This window comes from uncultured Lutibacter sp. (assembly GCF_947493565.1).
Classification (GTDB): domain Bacteria; phylum Bacteroidota; class Bacteroidia; order Flavobacteriales; family Flavobacteriaceae; genus Lutibacter; species Lutibacter aestuarii.
Genome location: NZ_CANLRG010000002.1, coordinates 133064 through 150197, shown reverse-complemented (window position 1 = coordinate 150197; position 17134 = coordinate 133064). Strand labels below are relative to the sequence as shown.

General features: G+C 29.0%; 16 protein-coding genes. 8 read left to right on the top strand and 8 right to left on the bottom strand.

The annotated features are described in order from the left end of the window. The first annotated feature begins 91 nt into the window (after positions 1 to 91). Positions 92 to 1012, top strand: coding sequence for a glycosyltransferase (locus Q0714_RS02510; RefSeq protein WP_298262731.1), 921 nt, complete (start codon positions 92 to 94; stop codon positions 1010 to 1012). Here Q0714_RS02510 and Q0714_RS02505 read toward each other — a convergent pair. Both Q0714_RS02505 and Q0714_RS02500 read right to left on the bottom strand, forming a co-directional pair. Next, on the bottom strand, positions 980 to 2029 hold the full coding sequence (locus tag Q0714_RS02505; protein WP_298262730.1) for an ATP-binding protein: 1050 nt from the start codon (positions 2027 to 2029) through the stop codon (positions 980 to 982). The two genes, Q0714_RS02510 and Q0714_RS02505, sit on opposite strands and share 33 nt — an antisense overlap. Continuing rightward, entirely contained in the window at positions 2019 to 2717 is a 699-nt protein-coding gene (locus tag Q0714_RS02500; RefSeq protein WP_298262729.1) for a response regulator transcription factor, read from the bottom strand. The genes Q0714_RS02505 and Q0714_RS02500 overlap by 11 nt, the downstream gene beginning before the upstream one ends. Positions 2718 to 2898: 181 nt before the next feature. Between Q0714_RS02500 and Q0714_RS02495 the strand changes: the two genes are divergently transcribed. Beyond that, entirely contained in the window at positions 2899 to 3615 is a 717-nt protein-coding gene (locus Q0714_RS02495) for a 3'-5' exonuclease (protein ID WP_298262728.1), read from the top strand. On the opposite strand, the gene Q0714_RS02490 is transcribed toward Q0714_RS02495, so the two are convergent. Continuing rightward, positions 3612 to 5471 carry an ABC-F family ATP-binding cassette domain-containing protein gene (locus Q0714_RS02490; protein ID WP_298262727.1) on the bottom strand — a complete coding sequence of 620 codons (1860 nt, stop codon included), beginning with the start codon at positions 5469 to 5471 and terminating at the stop codon, positions 3612 to 3614. The two genes, Q0714_RS02495 and Q0714_RS02490, sit on opposite strands and share 4 nt — an antisense overlap. A 154-nt stretch (positions 5472 to 5625) precedes the next feature. Here Q0714_RS02490 and Q0714_RS02485 point away from each other — a divergent pair, with 154 nt between their 5' ends. From Q0714_RS02485 to Q0714_RS02475, 3 genes are read left to right on the top strand one after another with little or no spacing between them, the layout of a single operon-like run. Then, the gene (locus Q0714_RS02485; protein ID WP_298262726.1) at positions 5626 to 6585 is read left to right on the top strand and encodes a hypothetical protein; all 960 of its coding nucleotides are present in this window, start codon (positions 5626 to 5628) and stop codon (positions 6583 to 6585) included. Continuing rightward, positions 6586 to 7362: a DUF4292 domain-containing protein gene (locus Q0714_RS02480; protein ID WP_298262725.1), complete on the top strand. Its 777-nt coding sequence runs from the start codon at positions 6586 to 6588 to the stop codon at positions 7360 to 7362. Beyond that, positions 7362 to 8597, top strand: a complete 1236-nt coding sequence (locus Q0714_RS02475; protein ID WP_298262724.1) for a peptidoglycan DD-metalloendopeptidase family protein — start codon at positions 7362 to 7364, stop codon at positions 8595 to 8597. Before Q0714_RS02480 ends, Q0714_RS02475 begins: the two co-directional genes overlap by 1 nt. A gap of 4 nt (positions 8598 to 8601) precedes the next feature. On the opposite strand, the gene Q0714_RS02470 is transcribed toward Q0714_RS02475, so the two are convergent. After that, positions 8602 to 9111 (bottom strand): acyl-CoA thioesterase, encoded by a 510-nt coding sequence (locus tag Q0714_RS02470; RefSeq protein WP_298262723.1) that lies wholly within the window; start codon positions 9109 to 9111, stop codon positions 8602 to 8604. 69 nt (positions 9112 to 9180) lie between these two features. Then, positions 9181 to 10107 (bottom strand): hypothetical protein, encoded by a 927-nt coding sequence (locus Q0714_RS02465; protein ID WP_298262722.1) that lies wholly within the window; start codon positions 10105 to 10107, stop codon positions 9181 to 9183. A 95-nt stretch (positions 10108 to 10202) separates the two neighbouring features. Here Q0714_RS02465 and dprA point away from each other — a divergent pair, with 95 nt between their 5' ends. From dprA to Q0714_RS02450, 3 genes are all read left to right on the top strand, one after another. Beyond that, positions 10203 to 11306, top strand: a complete 1104-nt coding sequence (gene dprA, locus Q0714_RS02460; protein ID WP_298262721.1) for a DNA-processing protein DprA — start codon at positions 10203 to 10205, stop codon at positions 11304 to 11306. 78 nt (positions 11307 to 11384) lie between these two features. Beyond that, entirely contained in the window at positions 11385 to 11801 is a 417-nt protein-coding gene (locus Q0714_RS02455; RefSeq protein ID WP_298262720.1) for a nucleoside 2-deoxyribosyltransferase, read from the top strand. A gap of 111 nt (positions 11802 to 11912) precedes the next feature. Next, positions 11913 to 12509: an HAD family phosphatase gene (locus tag Q0714_RS02450; RefSeq protein ID WP_298262719.1), complete on the top strand. Its 597-nt coding sequence runs from the start codon at positions 11913 to 11915 to the stop codon at positions 12507 to 12509. On the opposite strand, the gene Q0714_RS02445 is transcribed toward Q0714_RS02450, so the two are convergent. Genes Q0714_RS02445 through mfd form a run of 3 tightly spaced genes read right to left on the bottom strand, consistent with a single transcriptional unit; the run spans position 12506 to position 17106 of the window. Then, the gene (locus tag Q0714_RS02445) at positions 12506 to 12874 is read right to left on the bottom strand and encodes a hypothetical protein (protein WP_298262718.1); all 369 of its coding nucleotides are present in this window, start codon (positions 12872 to 12874) and stop codon (positions 12506 to 12508) included. The two genes, Q0714_RS02450 and Q0714_RS02445, sit on opposite strands and share 4 nt — an antisense overlap. Before the next feature lies 1 nt (position 12875). Then, entirely contained in the window at positions 12876 to 13739 is an 864-nt protein-coding gene (locus Q0714_RS02440) for a DMT family transporter (protein WP_298262717.1), read from the bottom strand. Continuing rightward, a complete protein-coding gene (gene mfd, locus Q0714_RS02435; RefSeq protein WP_298262716.1) occupies positions 13726 to 17106 on the bottom strand; it encodes a transcription-repair coupling factor in 3381 nt (1126 codons plus the stop codon). Before mfd ends, Q0714_RS02440 begins: the two co-directional genes overlap by 14 nt. Positions 17107 to 17134: the final 28 nt, after the last annotated feature.

The following is a 17134-nucleotide window of genomic DNA, read 5'->3' as shown; positions in this document are numbered from 1 at the left end:
ACTTGGCCACGCTACGCGTTGTATTCCTATTATAAAAGCCCTACAAGAAGCCAATTTTGAACCTATTATTGCAAGTGATGGAAATTCATTGATGCTACTTCAAAATGAATTTCCTTTACTTAAAAGTTACAATTTACCATCGTACAATATCAGCTATCCTAAAAATGGAAACTATTTAATAGGTAGCTTATTTTTACAAGTTCCAGCTATTATTTTAACAATATTCAAAGAAAAAAAGGCGCTTGCTAAAATTATAGAAAAAGAGCAGATTGATGGACTTATTTCTGACAATAGATTTGGGATTTATCATGCTAAAATTCCATCGGTTTATATTACACATCAATTAAGAGTTCTTTCAGGGTTTACTACTTTTTTTACTACAAAAATTCATCAAAAAATATATGAAAAATTTAACGAAATTTGGGTGCCTGATATTTATGGAAAATCAAATTTTTCAGGAGAATTAAGTAGTACAAAACTTCCAAAGGAACAATTAAAATTTATAGGTGTTTTAAGTAGATTTAAACTTCAAAAATTACCTTTAAAATATAATATATTAGTAGTGCTTTCAGGGATAGAACCTCAAAGAACCTTGTTAGAAAATAAGCTGTTGAATGAACTGAAACATTTTAATGGAAAAGTATTATTTATTAGAGGTGTTTTTTCTGAAAAAAAAATCACTGCTTCATCCAATATTGTGGTTAAAAATCATTTATTATCTCACGAGTTAGAAAAAGCAATTAATGAAAGTGATTTAGTTATAGCTCGTTCAGGTTATTCAACTATTATGGATATGGCAGTTTTAGGTAAAAAAACTTTTTTTATACCAACTACTGGACAAAAGGAACAAGAATATTTAGCTGAATTAATGGATTTTAAGAAAATTTCACCTTACTCTAAACAGGAAGACTTTAATTTAAATGAATTAAAAAAAGTAAAAAAGCTTCATGGTTTTCAGCCTTTAAAAACTACAATTCATTTAGAATTGTTCCAACTTTTCAGCAGTAAATGAAAACTCTGAACCTCTAAAAGCTTTACTTTTTACGAAAATTTGTTCGTTATGTGCTTCAATTATGTGTTTAACAATAGAAAGTCCTAATCCAGAACCCCCTTGTTCTCTAGATCTACTCTGATCAACTCTATAAAAGCGTTCAAATATTCTTGATAAATGATCTTCTTTAATACCTTCGCCATTATCTTTTACTTTTACAAGTATTTTTTTGCCTTTGTGGGGTTCCATACTTATAATAGTAGTTCCATTAATTTTTCCGTATTTAATTGAGTTTACAATCAAATTTGTAAGTACCTGTTCGTAGCGTTCCACATCACCAATAACCATCATTGGAAACTCGTAGTGTTTATCAAGCAATAATGAGATATTTCTTTTTTTAGCTTTCATTTCTAAAAGCTCAAAAACATCTTTTACAAGTTTCACCATATCAAATGGCTGTTTGTTTAAATTTAAATCGGCAGATTCTAGCTTTGAAATTAGATCTAGGTCTTTAACAATAGAGATCAGTCTATCTACGCCTTTATTTGCTCTATTTAGATATTTTAGACTAATTTTTTCATCTTTAAAAGCACCATCAACTAAGGTTAGTAAATATCCTTGAACGGTAAATAAAGGTGTTTTTAATTCGTGTGAAATATTCCCTAAAAACTCTCTTCGATACCCTTCTCTTAAATTTAAATTTCTGATTTGTTGCTGTTTGGATTCTGCAAATTTTTGAACTTCACGAGATAAAGTATCTATATCTGAAGTTATAGATGTTTTATTTAAATCGGATTTATCTAAAATTGAAACGCTATCGTATATTTTTTTTATACGTTGATAAATAAATTTTTCTAAACGGTATTGGATGATTAAAAAAGTAAATAGAAATACAATACTTATGTAAAGTAATAAATATGTAAAACTAAGCCAAATATCTAATAAAAAATAAGCTGATAAAAAAAGAGCAAAAGCGGTTAAAAGGGTAATGTAAAAAGATGACCAAAAGGCAAAAGAATATGTTTTTTTAATCTTCATCTATTACAAATTTATAGCCTACTCCTTTAACGGTTTTAAAATTTTTATCTCCTATTTTTTCTCTTAATTTTCTTATATGAACATCAATAGTACGCCCCCCTACAACAACTTCATTTCCCCAAACTTTATCTAAAATATCATCTCTTTTAAAAACTTTTCCTGGTTTTGAAGTTAATAACGAAAATAACTCAAATTCTTTTCTTGGCAAGGATAATTTTTCACCATCTTTAATAATTACATACTCGTCTCTATCTATAATAATATCTCCAATGGTAACTTGTTCATTAGATTCAACTTCTACTACATTATTAATTCTACGTAATAAAGCTTTAATTTTACTAACCAATAATTTTGGTTTTATGGGCTTTGTTATATAATCGTCTGCACCAACATTAAACCCAGCAACTTGAGAGTAATCTTCTCCTCTTGCGGTAAAAAATGTGACTAAAACATTTTCTAAACCCTCTGTTGCTCTAATTTTTTCACAAGCTTCAATACCATCCATTTCAGGCATCATGATATCTAAAATTATTAAATGAGGAACTTCCTTTTTTGCTATTTTAATAGCTTCAATTCCATTTTTAGCAGTAAAAATTTTATATCCTTCATTTTTTAAATTGTACCCAACAATTTCTAAAATATCGGGTTCATCATCAACTAACAAAATTTTAATATCAGCGTTTTTCATTATAATCAATTACTAATTAATGTTCAAAAATACATATAAATTGCGAGTACAAAATAAATGAAGAGATTTAAATAAAATTATAACATTAAGCTAACATTAAAATTACATAATATTAATTTTACGAACAAAAGTTGTTAATTTTAGATGTTATTTTAGTATTTTTAGTAAAAAATGTGAAGCTATGAACTTAAAATTAAATTTTGAAAACATTTTGTTTTTAGATATTGAAACAGTTCCTGAAGTAGAAAATTATTCCGATTTATCTGAGGAAAAACAAGAACTATTTGATTTAAAAACACAATACCAACGCAAAGACGAAATAACCCCATCTGAATTTTATGAAAGAGCTGGAATTTGGGCTGAATTTGGTAAAATTGTATGTATTTCAGTTGGCTTTTTTTCTAATTTCAACAGTAACAGTAGAGCTTTTAGGGTTACCTCTTTTTTTGGAGATGAGGTAAATATTTTAAATGATTTTAAGAACCTGCTAGAAAATCATTTTAATAAGCCTCAACACTTGCTATGTGGACATAATGGTAAAGAGTTTGATTTTCCATACATAGCAAGAAGAATGATTATTCATCAAATAGCGTTGCCAGAAAAATTAAATTTATTTGGGAAAAAGCCTTGGGAAATTCCTCATTTAGACACTATGGAGTTATGGAAATTTGGAGATTATAAACATTATACTTCTTTAAAATTATTGACTTCAATTTTAAAGATTCCTTCTCCTAAAGATGATATTAGTGGAAGTGAAGTTGGAGAAGTGTATTACAAAGAAGGGAATATTGACAGGATAGTTAGATATTGTGAGAAAGATGCGGTAGCAGTAGCACAATTATTGCTTCGTTTTAATAATGAGCCACTTATGGAAGAAATGGATATAATATATGTTTAATCTTCAAGTAGGCTTGTGAGTTCAAACCATCGATCTTCCTTTTCTTCAATTTTTTTAGCTATTTCTTGAAGTTTAATCGATAATTCATTTATTTCTTCACCTGATAAAGAAGTGTCTAAAAATTGAGTTTCAATATTCTTTTTTTCGATGTTTAAAGCTTCAATTTCACCTTCAATAGCGTCGTATTCTTTTTTTTCTTTATAGGATAATTTAGCTTTGGTAGTGTTTTTTTCTCGAGTATCTGTATTTTTTACAACGGATGTTGTTTCTGCAGGTTTAGAGTCTTCATAAACTCTAAAATCGGAATAGTTACCAGGGAAATCTTCAACAATACCTTCTCCTCTAAACACAAATAAATGGTCTACAATTTTATCCATAAAATAGCGATCATGAGAAACAACCAACAAACACCCAGGAAAATCTAATAAAAAGTTTTCCAATACATTTAAAGTTATGATATCTAAATCATTAGTAGGTTCATCTAAAATTAGAAAGTTTGGATTTTGAATTAATACCGTGCATAAATACAAGCGTTTACGTTCACCACCACTTAATTTTTCAATAAAATCATATTGTCGTTTTCTATTAAATAAAAAGCGTTCTAATAATTGCGCAGCTGAAATTTTACGACCTTTAGTTAACGGGATATACTCGCCGTATTCTTTAATAATTTCTATTACTTTTTGGTTGGGTTTAGGATTGATTCCATTTTGTGTATAATAGCCAAATTTAATAGTTTCTCCAACAACTACTTTGCCAGAATCAACAGGGATTTTTTGAGTAATCATATTTAAAAAGGACGATTTTCCAGTACCATTTTTACCAATAATACCTATGCGCTCTCCTCTTTTAAAAACATAATCAAATTTGTCTAATATTTTTAAATTATCAAACGATTTTGAAATGTTGTGTAATTCTAGAATTTTAGACCCCATACGTTCCATATTAATTTCTAGTTGAACCGTATGGTCGTTTCTTCGTTTATGGGCTTCTTCTTTTATTTTATAAAAATCATCAATTCTACTTTTGGATTTAGTAGTTCGTGCTTTGGGCTGTCTGCGCATCCACTCCAATTCTTTATTGAAAAGGTTTTTGGCTTTTTCTATACTGGCTTGTTCTTGTTCAACACGTTCTTCTTTTTTTTCTAAATAGTAAGAATAATTTCCTTTATAGGTATAAAAATTACCATTATCTAACTCTACAATTTCATTGCAAACACGTTCTAAAAAAAAGCGATCGTGTGTAACCATAAATAAAGTGATTTTTTCTTTTTCAAAATAACTTTCTAACCACTCAATCATTTCTAGGTCTAAATGATTGGTTGGCTCATCTAAAATCAATAAATCAGGTTTATGAATTAAAATTACAGCTAAAGAGAGTCTTTTACGCTGTCCACCAGACAGTGAACCAACTTTTTGAGTTAAGTCGTCTAATTTTAATTTAAATAATATTTGCTTGTATTGCGTTTCAAAATCCCAAGCATTCAATGTTTCCATTTTTTCAAAAGCAAGTTGATAGGCTTTTTCGTCAGAAGGATTTTTTAAAGCATTTTCATATTCTTCAATAACTTTTAAAGTTTCATTATCTGAATCAAAAATGGTTTGTTCAATTGTAAGATGGTCATTTAAACAATCTTCTTGAGATAAATATTCAATATTTAACCCTTTGCGAGAGATAACTTGTCCAGTATCAGGATTGTCGATACCCGCAATAATATTTAACATCGAAGTTTTACCAGTACCATTTTTAGCAATAAAAGCTATTTTTTGATCTTTATTAATTCCAAAAGAAATGTTGCTAAACAGCTCAACCTCTCCAAATGCTTTTGATATATTTTCAACTGATAAGTAATTCATTCTTTCAAAATTTTCACAAAACTACATAAAATTAAAGTGAAAACTTTAAATAACATCATTATGAGTATTTAACTTTAAAATTTAATATAAACCTTTTAATTTTTGCAATAGTCAATTATATTTAGCTCTAATAAATTGTATATTGCAAACCTGTATGAAAGGAAATAGGTTACATAGCATTTTTATAGTTGGAATGGTGTTTTTTTCAATACTAGTTTCAGCTCAAAAAGCAACGATAAATGAAGATGAACAGTTAATGTTTCAAACTCATTTTTTTGAAGCTTTAAAACAAAAAGCTATTAATAATTATAGCAAAGCCATTGAAAATTTAGAAAAATGTTATGAAATAGATTCTACTAATGTGGCTGTTTTTTTTGAATTTTCTAAAAATTATTTGGCGCTAAAAAAATACTTTGAAGCAGAAATTTTCATTAATAAAGCTTTAATAAAAGAGCCTAATAACAATTACTTATTAAGTCAAAAAGTAGCCATTTTAAAAGCTCAAAGAAATTTTATTGATGCAATAGAAATTCAAAAGAAATTAATGGATGCCAATCCAAAATACTCTGATGGATTGGTGGTGCTTTACCTTCAAAATTCTGATTTGGAAGCCGCTAAAAAATTAATTTCTGAAATTAAAGAAAGAGGTTTAACAACGTTAAAAACCAAAGCATATCAAAAATATTTGGACACCAGAGCTAAAGTAATTATTCATAAGAAGTTAACTGAGGTGGATGATTATAAAACTACTGATATAGACTCCTTAAAAAAAATTTATGTTGAAAAAAAAGAGTTTAAAATTTTAAAAGAAATTTTATCAAAAGAAGTAACTGAAGAGAAATTTAAACAGGTGTATTTAGATAGTAAAGCTGCGTTAGATTTATTCCCAGCTCAACCTTATTTATATAAAATAAATGGAATGGCATTAAATAAGTTGGGGAAATATAATGAAGCTGTTGACGTTTTAACTATTGGCATTGATTTTGTAATAGATGATATGAAAATGGAAGCTGAGTTTTATATGCAGTTAATTATTAGTTATGAAGGGTTGAATAAACAAAAAGACATTTTGAAATATAAACAGAAGCTTCAAGAATTAAGACAAAGAAATTAAATGAAAAACATTTCAAAAATAGTAGTATTAATTTTATTGATAATTACTTCATGTAAAACCAATAAAAATATTGCAGATAAAAGTGCGGTTCGAGATATTTCAACAAAAAAAATAATTAACAACCACTACCATCAAAATTTTAATAAAAAAACAGTCAATGCTAAAATAAGTGCTCGTTACAAAGACCGTAAAACATCAGCTTCCGTTACGATTAAATTACGAATAGAAAAAGATAAAACAATTTGGATGAGTGCCACCAAACTTGGAATTCCTTTAGCGAAAGTTAAAATAACACCTACTAGGGTTAGTTATTATGAAAAGTTACAGCGCACATATTTTGATGGCGATTTTTCTCTATTAAGTAAGTGGTTGGGGACAGAATTAGATTATGAAAAAGTCCAAAATATTTTACTAGGGCAAGCAGTTTTAGATTTAAAAAAAGGAAAATATAACTCAAAAATAGCGAATAACTTATATCAATTAAGTCCTAAAAAAGACAATGATTTGTTTGGGATTTTATTTTTTATGAATCCAGATAATTTTAAGTTAAATAAACAAGAAATTAGAAACACTGAAAAACAACAATTATTAATTGTATCTTATCCGCATTATAAAGAAATAAAAGGAGAACAGTTTCCTGAAAATATTCGTATTAGGGCTACTGATAATAAAAGTATAACTACAATTAATATTGAATATAGGTCAGTTGAATTTAATCAAAAATTAACATTTCCTTTTTCAATTCCTAATGGTTACAAAGAAATTAGTTTAGAATAATGCAGTTCAAATTAAATTACCTTTTTCTTGCAGTAGCACTTTTGTTAAGTGTAAATATATCAGCTCAAAAAACTAAGCGTCAAAAATTAGAAGCGCGTCGTGTTCAATTACAAAAGGATCAAATATACATTAATGCGTTACTTTCAAATACCAAAAGAAAAGAAAAAAACCTATTGGTTGAGTTGAAAGATTTAGATGGAAAAATTAATGCACGTGAAGAACTAATTTTAATTATTACCAAAGAATCTAATGAATTAGGTAACGAAATTTATTTAAATCAGCTTGAAATTAATAAAAATAAGCGCAATCTTGAAGCTTTAAAAAAAGATTATGGAGACATGATTTTTAAATCTTATAAAAGTAAATCTCAAAATAGTAGAATCATGTTTTTACTATCATCCGACAACTTTTTTCAAGCATATAAAAGATTTCAATATATGAAGCAATATACTTCATTTAGAAAAAGACAAGGGGAAGAGATTATTGAAAAAACTAAAGAATTAGAAATATTAACGGATTCTTTAGAAGTAAAGAAAAAACAAAAGCAAGTGTTGCTTGAAGAAAAAAAGAAAGAACAATTTGTTATAGAAAAAGAAAAAAAGGAGCAAGAAAATTTGTTAACTCAAATTAAGAAAAAAGAAAACAAGTATAAAAGACAAATAAAACAATTTCAAAGAGAGGAGAGTAGAATTGATGCACAAATTGAAAAATTAATTAGAGATGCAATTGTGGCATCTAATAAAGCTTCTGGATCAACAAAAACTACAACTTCAAGTTCTTCTGCTACTTTTGCTTTAACGCCAGAAGCTAAAGAATTAGCCTCTAAATTTGAGTTAAACAAAGGAAAACTAGATTGGCCAGTTGAAAAAGGGTATGTTTCTATGTACTACGGAAATCAGCCTCATCCAATTGTTAAAACAGCAACTATTAAAAGTAATGGAGTTAGAATTACTACAAGTTCAGGAAGTAAAGCTAGAGCGGTTTTTAACGGAACAGTTTTAGCGGTACAAGTAATGAGTGGGAATAAAAAAATGGTATATATTCAACACGGAAATTATATTTCCATTTATAAAAATTTAGCAACCGTATTTGTAAATAAAGGTGATAAAGTAACTACAAAACAAGAAATTGGGACTATTTTTACAGATAAGGTTACGGGTAAAACTATACTTGGGTTTGTATTGTCAAAAAACACTACCACAGAAAACCCAGCCTCTTGGATTTATAGAATGTAGTTGTTTAATTTGTAAAAAGTGCTTTTAATTCAGTAGCTTCATTTGGGTTCATTTTTCCAGAAAGAATTAAACTTAATTCTTTTCTTCTTAATGCACCTTGAAAACGTTTTTTTTCTAACTCTGTTTCTGGTTCAATTTGAGGAACGGTAACTGGAGTTCCTGTGGTGTCAACAGCAACAAAAGTGTAAATTCCTTCGTTTACTTTAGAGCGCTCTTGTGATTCTCTATCTTCTATCCAAACATCTACATATATTTCCATAGATGATTTAAAAGCACGTGAAACTTTAGCTTCAATTGTTACTACACTTCCAACGGGGACAGCTTTATTGAAAGCAACGTGATTTACAGAGGCTGTTACAACAATTCTTCTTGAATGACGACGTGCAGCAATACTGCAAGCTCTATCCATTCTAGCTAGTAATTCCCCTCCAAATAGATTTCCTAATGGATTGGTTTCACCAGGTAAAACAATATCAGTTAAAATAGTTAAAGATTCTTTAGGTGTTTTTACCATGCCTTTTTGATTTTCGGCAAAGATAAGGCTATTTTATGAAAAATAATAAAAGCTATAAAGTCTAAGTTATTAGTACTCTTTTACTAACAACCATGCATCTTTAGAAACACTTTTTTTAATGCTGTTTAAGGTGTTAATTGCTTCATTTTTAGAATTGGTGCTTAAGTAACAAACTTGTGTTAAATTCCATTTGTTGACTCCTAAAATTTTAGCATTGTAACCTTTTTCAAGTAACTCTTTAAGTTTCTTTTCAGCATTTATAGACTCTCTAAAAGCACCAGCAATTACATGATAGTTGTAGGTTTGTTTGGTAACATTTAAAGTAATAGCAGGTAATGGATTGTTGATAACAAAGGTTGCTTCTTGAATAGTTTTTTCTACTTGTTGCTGTTGTTGTTCAGCTTCAGCTACCAAATTGTTGTATGTTATTTTTTGATATTCGTTCCAACCGAGCGTTCCTAAAGCAAAAATAATAGCTGCACTAGCTGCATATTTTATAAAAGCAGGCGTTTTATTTTCATTGGTTGGTAAAACAGGAGCTATAGTTTTAAGTTGTTTAACTTTTTGTTGGTATTCCATACGTTTAATTGCTGGTGAATTAAAAGTACTAAAACCAAAAGATGAAGTTAAATAGTTTACAGAGGTGTTGGGTTCAAAAATATAATTTCCTTCTTTATTTAAACGAAGTGACCCAATATTTTCAATATCTAATTCATTATTTTTTAAAAGAAATTTCCATTGTTCGGTTTCTTTAGAAATAAACTCTAAAGCTTTTGAATATGAAATATTTTGAGACGCTGCTATATAATTTGCCAATAAACCATCATTATTTTGTAAATGTGAATTAAAGGTTAATTGTTTAGAAGGTGCATAAAATGTATGCGTATAGTGATTTACTTTTGCAGAAATTTCATTGGTAACAAATCCGCCAAAATTTGGAATAATTACACATTCATATCGGTATAATAAGTCGCTTATGTATTTTGCTAGTGTCATTAAAACAAATATAGAAAAAAGCGAATGTATTTTTGAAAGTTATCAGCTTTTTTATTAACAATAATTTTATATATTGACATTCAAATTGTTAAAATATGCTAGAAGAAGAATTACTCTATGTTTTGGCACTTCAACGTGCAAAAGGTATTGGAGATATCAATGCTAAAAAGTTAATATCTCACTGTGGAAGCGCCAAAAATGTACTAAAAGAAAAACAACAAACACTTCAAAAAATAAATGGGATAGGAGCTTTTACCATACGCCATTTATTTGATATAAAAAATTTAAAAGATGCAGAAAAGGAATTAAAATACATTCAACAAAAAGCAATTGAAACACTTTATTTTAAAGAAAAAGATTATCCCGAAAAATTAAAACATTGTATAGATGGTCCTATACTATTATTTAAAGATGGAACTATTAATTTATTAAATCATCCAGTAATAAGTATTGTTGGAACAAGAAAAATTACTAGTTACGGAAGGACTTTTTGTGAAAAATTAATTGAAGAACTTAAAAGTTATAACCCAATAATTGTAAGTGGTTTTGCTTATGGAGTAGATATTTGCGCACAAAAAGCAGCTCTAAAAAACAACTTGCAAACCGTTGGAGTATTGGCTCATGGTTTTGAAGAAATTTACCCTAAATCCCATAAAAAATACATGGCTCAAATTAACAATAATGGTGGTTTTTTAACTGATTTTTGGCATAATGACGCTTTAACTCGAGAAAATTTTTTAAAAAGAAACCGTATTGTAGCGGGTATTTCTGAGGCAACTATTATCATTGAATCTGCTGAAAAAGGAGGTTCTTTAGTAACTGCAGATATTGCAAATTCATATAATAGAGATGTTTTTGCAGTTCCTGGTAGAGCATCTGACACTTATAGTAAGGGTTGTAATAATTTAATTAAGCAAAATAAAGCGGCCATTTTAACTTCTTCAAAAGATTTGATAGAAATGTTAAATTGGGAATTGGAAACTACCTTAACAAAAACAATTCAAAAGCAATTATTTGTTGAATTAGACGAAATTGAACAATTAGTGTACGATTTTTTAGTAGATGAAGGTAAAAAAATGTTAGATGTAATTTCTTTGAATTGTAATTTGCCCATCCATAAAACAACTACAGTATTATTTAATTTAGAAATGAAAGGAATAGTAAAACCATTACCTGGAAAACTGTTTGAAGCTATTTAATGGTTTGTTTACGTTGGTTCTTTCAATAATTTCTATTTTTGTCGTTTATAAAAATAATTGTTAGGTAATTTAACAAAAATGAGAAATGCATATTTAGCCATAAGTTATTCTAACCGAAAATTATTCGATAAAGAAGTACAAAGCTTGATTGAAATATGTAAAACGAATGATATTAAATTACTTTCATTTGTTGATAAATATAATTTCAAAGAAAATGAGGAAATTGAAATGATGAAAACAGCGTTTGTTGAGATTGACAACTCTGATTTTCTAATTGCTGAATTGACGACTAAATCAATTGGAGTAGGAATTGAAATTGGATATGCAAAAGCAAAAGGAAAACCGATTATTTATTTACGTAAAAAGGGTTCCGAATATTCAACTACAGCTTCTGGAAGTTCAACTTACAATATAGAGTATGAAAACGGAACTCATTTAAAAGAGTTGATGAAAAAAATATTAAAATTATTAAAAAAACTACCTGTAATACAGTAATATAGTTTATTGCTAATTTAAGCCAACTTACGAAAACTCTAAAGGACTTCCTATTCGTTTTTTTGCTAAATTTGAACTTTAAACACGCAACAAAACCTATTCAAACCCGATATGATTGAAATCCCAAAAAATGTAAAGGGTCTCATTTTTGATTTAGATGGCACCATAGCAGATACGATGCAATATCATTTTGAATCATGGCGAAAAGCCGTTACTCCTTATGGCATTGATTTTAATGCAGAGTTATTTATGAGTTTAACTGGAAAGCCAAGAACTGCAACTATTTTAAAACTAAATGAGTTATTTGGAACTACCATGAATCCTATTGAAGTTGGAGCCATAAAGTCATCTCATTTTAAAACATTAGTAGAGAGTACTAAAGAAATTTCAATAGTAGCAGATGTAATTCGAAAATATCATCAAGTTTTACCAATGTCTATTGGAACTGGGAGTACTAGAAGTGGAGCCCAAAAAACATTAGAAGTTATTAATATGCAACAATATTTTGATATAGTTGTTACTTCTACAGATATTATCAACCCTAAGCCACATCCTGAAACTTTTTTAAAATGTGCTGAATTGATGAAAGTTGCTCCAAAAGATTGCGTGGTTTTTGAAGATGGAATTTTAGGAATGCAAGCTGCAGAAAGTGTGGGAATGCATGTGATAGATGTAACTAATTATTTTACAATGGAATTTACATTTTAGAAATTTTCAAACAATCCAGCCTCCCATTCACCTAAAAATTCTTCAATTTCTTCAATAAACTCAGTTGGTTTTTGAATTCGGTTTATGGTGCAGTGTACTACAATTTTATTTCTTTCAGGTGGAAAGCCTGTGGTTATCGTCCACGATAGTGCATTTGGGCAATCCAGCAAAGTAAATCGTACACCTCCATTAATTTTGTGATAACTAATATTGAATTCACCCCAAAGAGTAACGCCTTTAAAATCAGAATTGAAACTTTCAAGAAAAAGCATAGTCTCAGTAAACCTATCAATAGTAGTTGGCAGTATATTTTTTTGAAGCTGTTCTTCTGTAGTTTGTTTATCAATAATTCTGAAAAATTCCATATTACTTTTTGTTTGTTCGAATACTTTCAATAATTACTGTCGAAATTATTAAAATTCCTCCAATAATAGTTTTTGAGGTTGGTATTTCATTTAAAAATAACAAGCCGAATATAATTCCATAAATAGGTTGTACGCTACTCATAATACTTGCAGTACTTACCGAGAAGTTTTTAAAACTTATTACAAATAACGTATGTCCAATGGCAGTAGTAAATAAAGCTAAAACAATAAGAGCAGACCAATCGTTTATAGTTGGATTTGTCTCAAAAATAAAAAGAACTGGCCATAGAACTAAAGTAATTATAATCATTTGATAAAACATTAGCATAGAGCCATGATAGTTGGCTACTTTTTTCTTCATTAAAATATTTCTAATTGCATAAAAAACTGAAGAAATTAGTCCAAAAATAACTCCTTTGGTATAGTTGTTATGAATATCAAATTCGGGTGTTAAAAAATAAATTCCAACTAAAACTATACCGCCTAAAACTACATGTTTAATATTTAATTTAGTTCTAAAAAATAAGGGTTCAAGTAGCGCTGTTACCACAGGGTAGGTAAATAATGAAAGCATTCCAATTGCCACATTGGAAAGATGCAAGGCGTAGAAATAAGTTACCCAATGTGCTCCAAAAAATAAACCACTGATTCCTATAGTGAACCAGTCTCTTTTTCGAAGTACTTTTAAATCTATTTTTTTATACCAACAAAAGATCCCTAAAATAATTGCAGCAAAAACACATCGCAACCAAATAGTAACAGGTGGTGGCATTTCAATATAACGCCCTAAAACCCCCGACGTACTAACTAAAAGCACAGCTATATTTAGTTCTAAAACATGTTTTAAATGATTATTTTTCAACATTTACAAGGGTATTTAAAGCTTTTTCAACCGAATTTATTTTGATAAAGGTAAGTAATAAACGTAGCCCAGCTTTGGTTTCCTTTTCTTTCATCACACAACTTGTTGGGTTTTTTTGAACATACGACAGCACTTTTGTGAAAATGGGTGTTTGATAATATGAACTTTGTTGATCAGAAACAAAGTAAGCAATCATTCTATTTTTCTTTAAAATTAAACGTTCTATACCTAATTTTTTAGCGATCCATTTTATACGAACGCTGTCTAATAAATCTACTACCTGTGTTGGAAGCTCACCAAATCTATCAATTAATTGTACTTCAAATTGTTGTAATTCTTCTTCGGTTTTTAACTCACTTAAATGGTTGTATAAATTCAATCTTTCAGAAATTACATTGATATAATCATCTGGAAATAATATTTCAAAATCAGTATCAATTTGAATCTCTTTTACATATTTTTTTGGCTCATTTGAATCATCTTTGTACAAGTCTTTAAACTCATTTTCTTTTAATTCGTCAATGGTTTCGGTCAATATTTTCTGATACGTATCAAAACCAATATCATTAATAAAACCGCTTTGTTCACCACCTAATAGATCACCAGCACCACGAATTTCTAGATCTTTCATGGCAATATTAATTCCACTTCCTAAATCGGTAAATAACGAAATGGCTTCAATTCTTTTACGCGCATCATCTGTCATCATATGATAAGGCGGTGTAATAAAATAACAGAACGCTTTTTTGTTTGAACGTCCAACTCTTCCACGCATTTGGTGTAAATCGGATAAGCCAAAATTGTTGGCATTGTTTATAAAAATGGTATTTGCGTTCGGCACGTCTAAACCACTTTCAATAATGGTGGTTGAAACCAACACGTCAAATTCATTATTAATAAAAGAAAGCATTAATTGCTCCAATTTTTTACCATCCATTTGCCCGTGACCAATACCAATTTTAGCATCTGGTATTAGCCGTTGTAACATTCCAGCAACTTCTTTTATGTTTTCAATTCTGTTATGTATAAAAAATACTTGTCCACCTCGTTGAATTTCATATCGAATAGCATCACGTATAATTTCTTCATTAAAACGAATCACATTACTTTCAATAGGAACCCGGTTTGGTGGCGGAGTGCTTATTACTGATAAATCTCGAGCTGCCATTAAACTAAATTGCAATGTTCTTGGAATTGGAGTTGCGGTTAATGTAAGAGTGTCAATATTTTCTTTAATGGTTTTTAACTTGTCTTTAACAGCAACACCAAATTTTTGTTCTTCATCAACAATTAACAATCCTAAATTTTTATACTTTATAGCTGCATTAGTTAATTGATGCGTACCTATAACAATGTCAACAGAACCATTTTCTAAACCAGTTAACACTCCTTTTCGTTGATTTGCTGTTCTAAACCGATTTAAATATTCTACAGTTACGGGAAAATCTTTTAAACGTTCGCTAAATGTTTTAAAATGTTGAAAAGCTAAAATTGTAGTTGGCACTAAAATAGCAACTTGTTTTCCGTTATCGACTGCTTTAAAAGCGGCTCTAACCGCAACTTCAGTTTTTCCAAATCCAACATCTCCACAAACCAACCTATCCATAGGTTGTTCACTTTCCATATCTGTTTTTACATCTTGAGTAGCTGAAGATTGATCTGGAGTATCTTCATATAAAAAACTAGCCTCAAGCTCGTGTTGTAAATAACTATCTGGTTGATATTGAAATCCTTTTTGAAATTTTCGTTTTGCATACAACTCGATTAAGTTATAAGCAATATGACGGATACGAGATTTGGTTTTTTGCTTAAGGTTTTTCCAAACTTTAGAACCTAATTTATGAAGTTTAGGAGCTTTACCATCTTTTCCGTTGTATTTTGAAATTTTATGAAGTGAGTGAATGCTGATGTATAAAATATCGCGTTCTCCATAAATTAATTTAATAGCTTCTTGTTTTTTGTCCTCAACATCTATTTTTTGAAGTCCTCCAAATTTTCCAATACCGTGATCAATATGGGTAACAAAATCTCCAATTTCAAGATTGGTTAATTCTTTTAAGCTAATAGCTTGTTTTTTAGCGTAGCCATTTTTTAAACGGAACTTATGATAACGTTCAAAAATTTGATGATCGGTATAGCAAACTAACTTGTTATCTACATCAATAAAACCTTGGAATAATGGAAAAACAATGGTTTTGTATTCAATTTCTTTGTCAACATCATTAAAAATATCATGAAAACGATCGGCTTGTTTTTGAGAATCACAAAACAAATAATTGGTAAAACCTTTTTCTGAATTTTGATGAAAATTTTCAATTAACAAATCAAATTGTTTATTAAATGCTGGTTGTGGTTTTGTATTAAATATTATGGCATTGTTTTCTCCATTTTGAAGAATTTTTTGTTGTGTTTTAGAAGTAACTCCTGCTTGAAATGTGTTTACAATTTCAACAGTTGTAAAATCTTTTAATTGTTTTTTTATGAGTTGACCATTACAAAAAAGCTCACTTGGTTTGGTGTGGTTTATGGAAGTAGATAATTGTTTAAACACTTCCTCTGCCTTTGAGAATAGTTTATTAAGTCTATCAGCAAATAGGTCTTTATTTTTAGTAAAAACAACAGTTTTAGAGGAAATATATTTTAAAAAACTATCTCGTTTTTCATCCAATGTTTTATTTTCAACATTTGGCATTATGCTAACTTTTGTTAGTTTTTCGATTGAAAGTTGAGTTTCAACATCAAAAGTTCGAATGCTATCTACTTCATCGCCAAAAAATTCAATTCTATAGGGTTCATCATTTGAGAATGAAAATACATCAATAATACCCCCACGAACAGAAAATTCACCTGGTTCGGTAACAAAATCAACACGATTAAAATGGTATTCAAACAAGACTTCGTTTACAAAATCTAAGCTTAAATTATCGTTTACACCAATTTTTAGGGTGTTTCTCTTTAATTCCGCTTTGGTAACAACTTGTTCAAAGAGTGCATCTGGATAGGTTACAATTACCGCTGGTTTTTTTCTAGAGTTCAATCGGTTTAAAACTTCTGAACGTAATAAAACATTGGCATTATCAACTTCTTCAATCTGATAAGGCCTACGGTAAGATCCTGGATAAAAAAGCACATCTTTATCATTTAACAATTGTTCTAAATCGTTTAAATAATAGGCTGCTTCTTCCTTATCGTTAAAGATTAATAGGAAGGGCTTATCTACTTTTTTAAAGCTTTCAGAAATGATAAAAGACAATGAAGATCCAACCAAATTCGAAATTTGAATTTGTTGTTTTTCTTTTAATAAGAGTTGAACAAATTGTTTGTTTTCAACAATTTGTTCGTAGGTTTTAATAATATTTTGCTTACTCAACTGTTGCAAATTTTGCCAAAGGTAGTAT

What these genes read in the sequence shown, in the direction of transcription:
- Q0714_RS02510 (WP_298262731.1), top strand. Translation starts at nt 92, where the DNA reads ATGCTACTTCAAAATGAATTTCCTTTACTTAAAAGTTACAATTTACCA.
- Q0714_RS02505 (WP_298262730.1), bottom strand. Translation starts at nt 2,029, where the DNA reads ATGAAGATTAAAAAAACATATTCTTTTGCCTTTTGGTCATCTTTTTAC.
- Q0714_RS02500 (WP_298262729.1), bottom strand. Translation starts at nt 2,717, where the DNA reads ATGAAAAACGCTGATATTAAAATTTTGTTAGTTGATGATGAACCCGAT.
- Q0714_RS02495 (WP_298262728.1), top strand. Translation starts at nt 2,899, where the DNA reads ATGAACTTAAAATTAAATTTTGAAAACATTTTGTTTTTAGATATTGAA.
- Q0714_RS02490 (WP_298262727.1), bottom strand. Translation starts at nt 5,471, where the DNA reads ATGAATTACTTATCAGTTGAAAATATATCAAAAGCATTTGGAGAGGTT.
- Q0714_RS02485 (WP_298262726.1), top strand. Translation starts at nt 5,626, where the DNA reads ATGAAAGGAAATAGGTTACATAGCATTTTTATAGTTGGAATGGTGTTT.
- Q0714_RS02480 (WP_298262725.1), top strand. Translation starts at nt 6,586, where the DNA reads ATGAAAAACATTTCAAAAATAGTAGTATTAATTTTATTGATAATTACT.
- Q0714_RS02475 (WP_298262724.1), top strand. Translation starts at nt 7,362, where the DNA reads ATGCAGTTCAAATTAAATTACCTTTTTCTTGCAGTAGCACTTTTGTTA.
- Q0714_RS02470 (WP_298262723.1), bottom strand. Translation starts at nt 9,111, where the DNA reads ATGGTAAAAACACCTAAAGAATCTTTAACTATTTTAACTGATATTGTT.
- Q0714_RS02465 (WP_298262722.1), bottom strand. Translation starts at nt 10,107, where the DNA reads ATGACACTAGCAAAATACATAAGCGACTTATTATACCGATATGAATGT.
- dprA (WP_298262721.1), top strand. Translation starts at nt 10,203, where the DNA reads ATGCTAGAAGAAGAATTACTCTATGTTTTGGCACTTCAACGTGCAAAA.
- Q0714_RS02455 (WP_298262720.1), top strand. Translation starts at nt 11,385, where the DNA reads ATGAGAAATGCATATTTAGCCATAAGTTATTCTAACCGAAAATTATTC.
- Q0714_RS02450 (WP_298262719.1), top strand. Translation starts at nt 11,913, where the DNA reads ATGATTGAAATCCCAAAAAATGTAAAGGGTCTCATTTTTGATTTAGAT.
- Q0714_RS02445 (WP_298262718.1), bottom strand. Translation starts at nt 12,874, where the DNA reads ATGGAATTTTTCAGAATTATTGATAAACAAACTACAGAAGAACAGCTT.
- Q0714_RS02440 (WP_298262717.1), bottom strand. Translation starts at nt 13,739, where the DNA reads ATGTTGAAAAATAATCATTTAAAACATGTTTTAGAACTAAATATAGCT.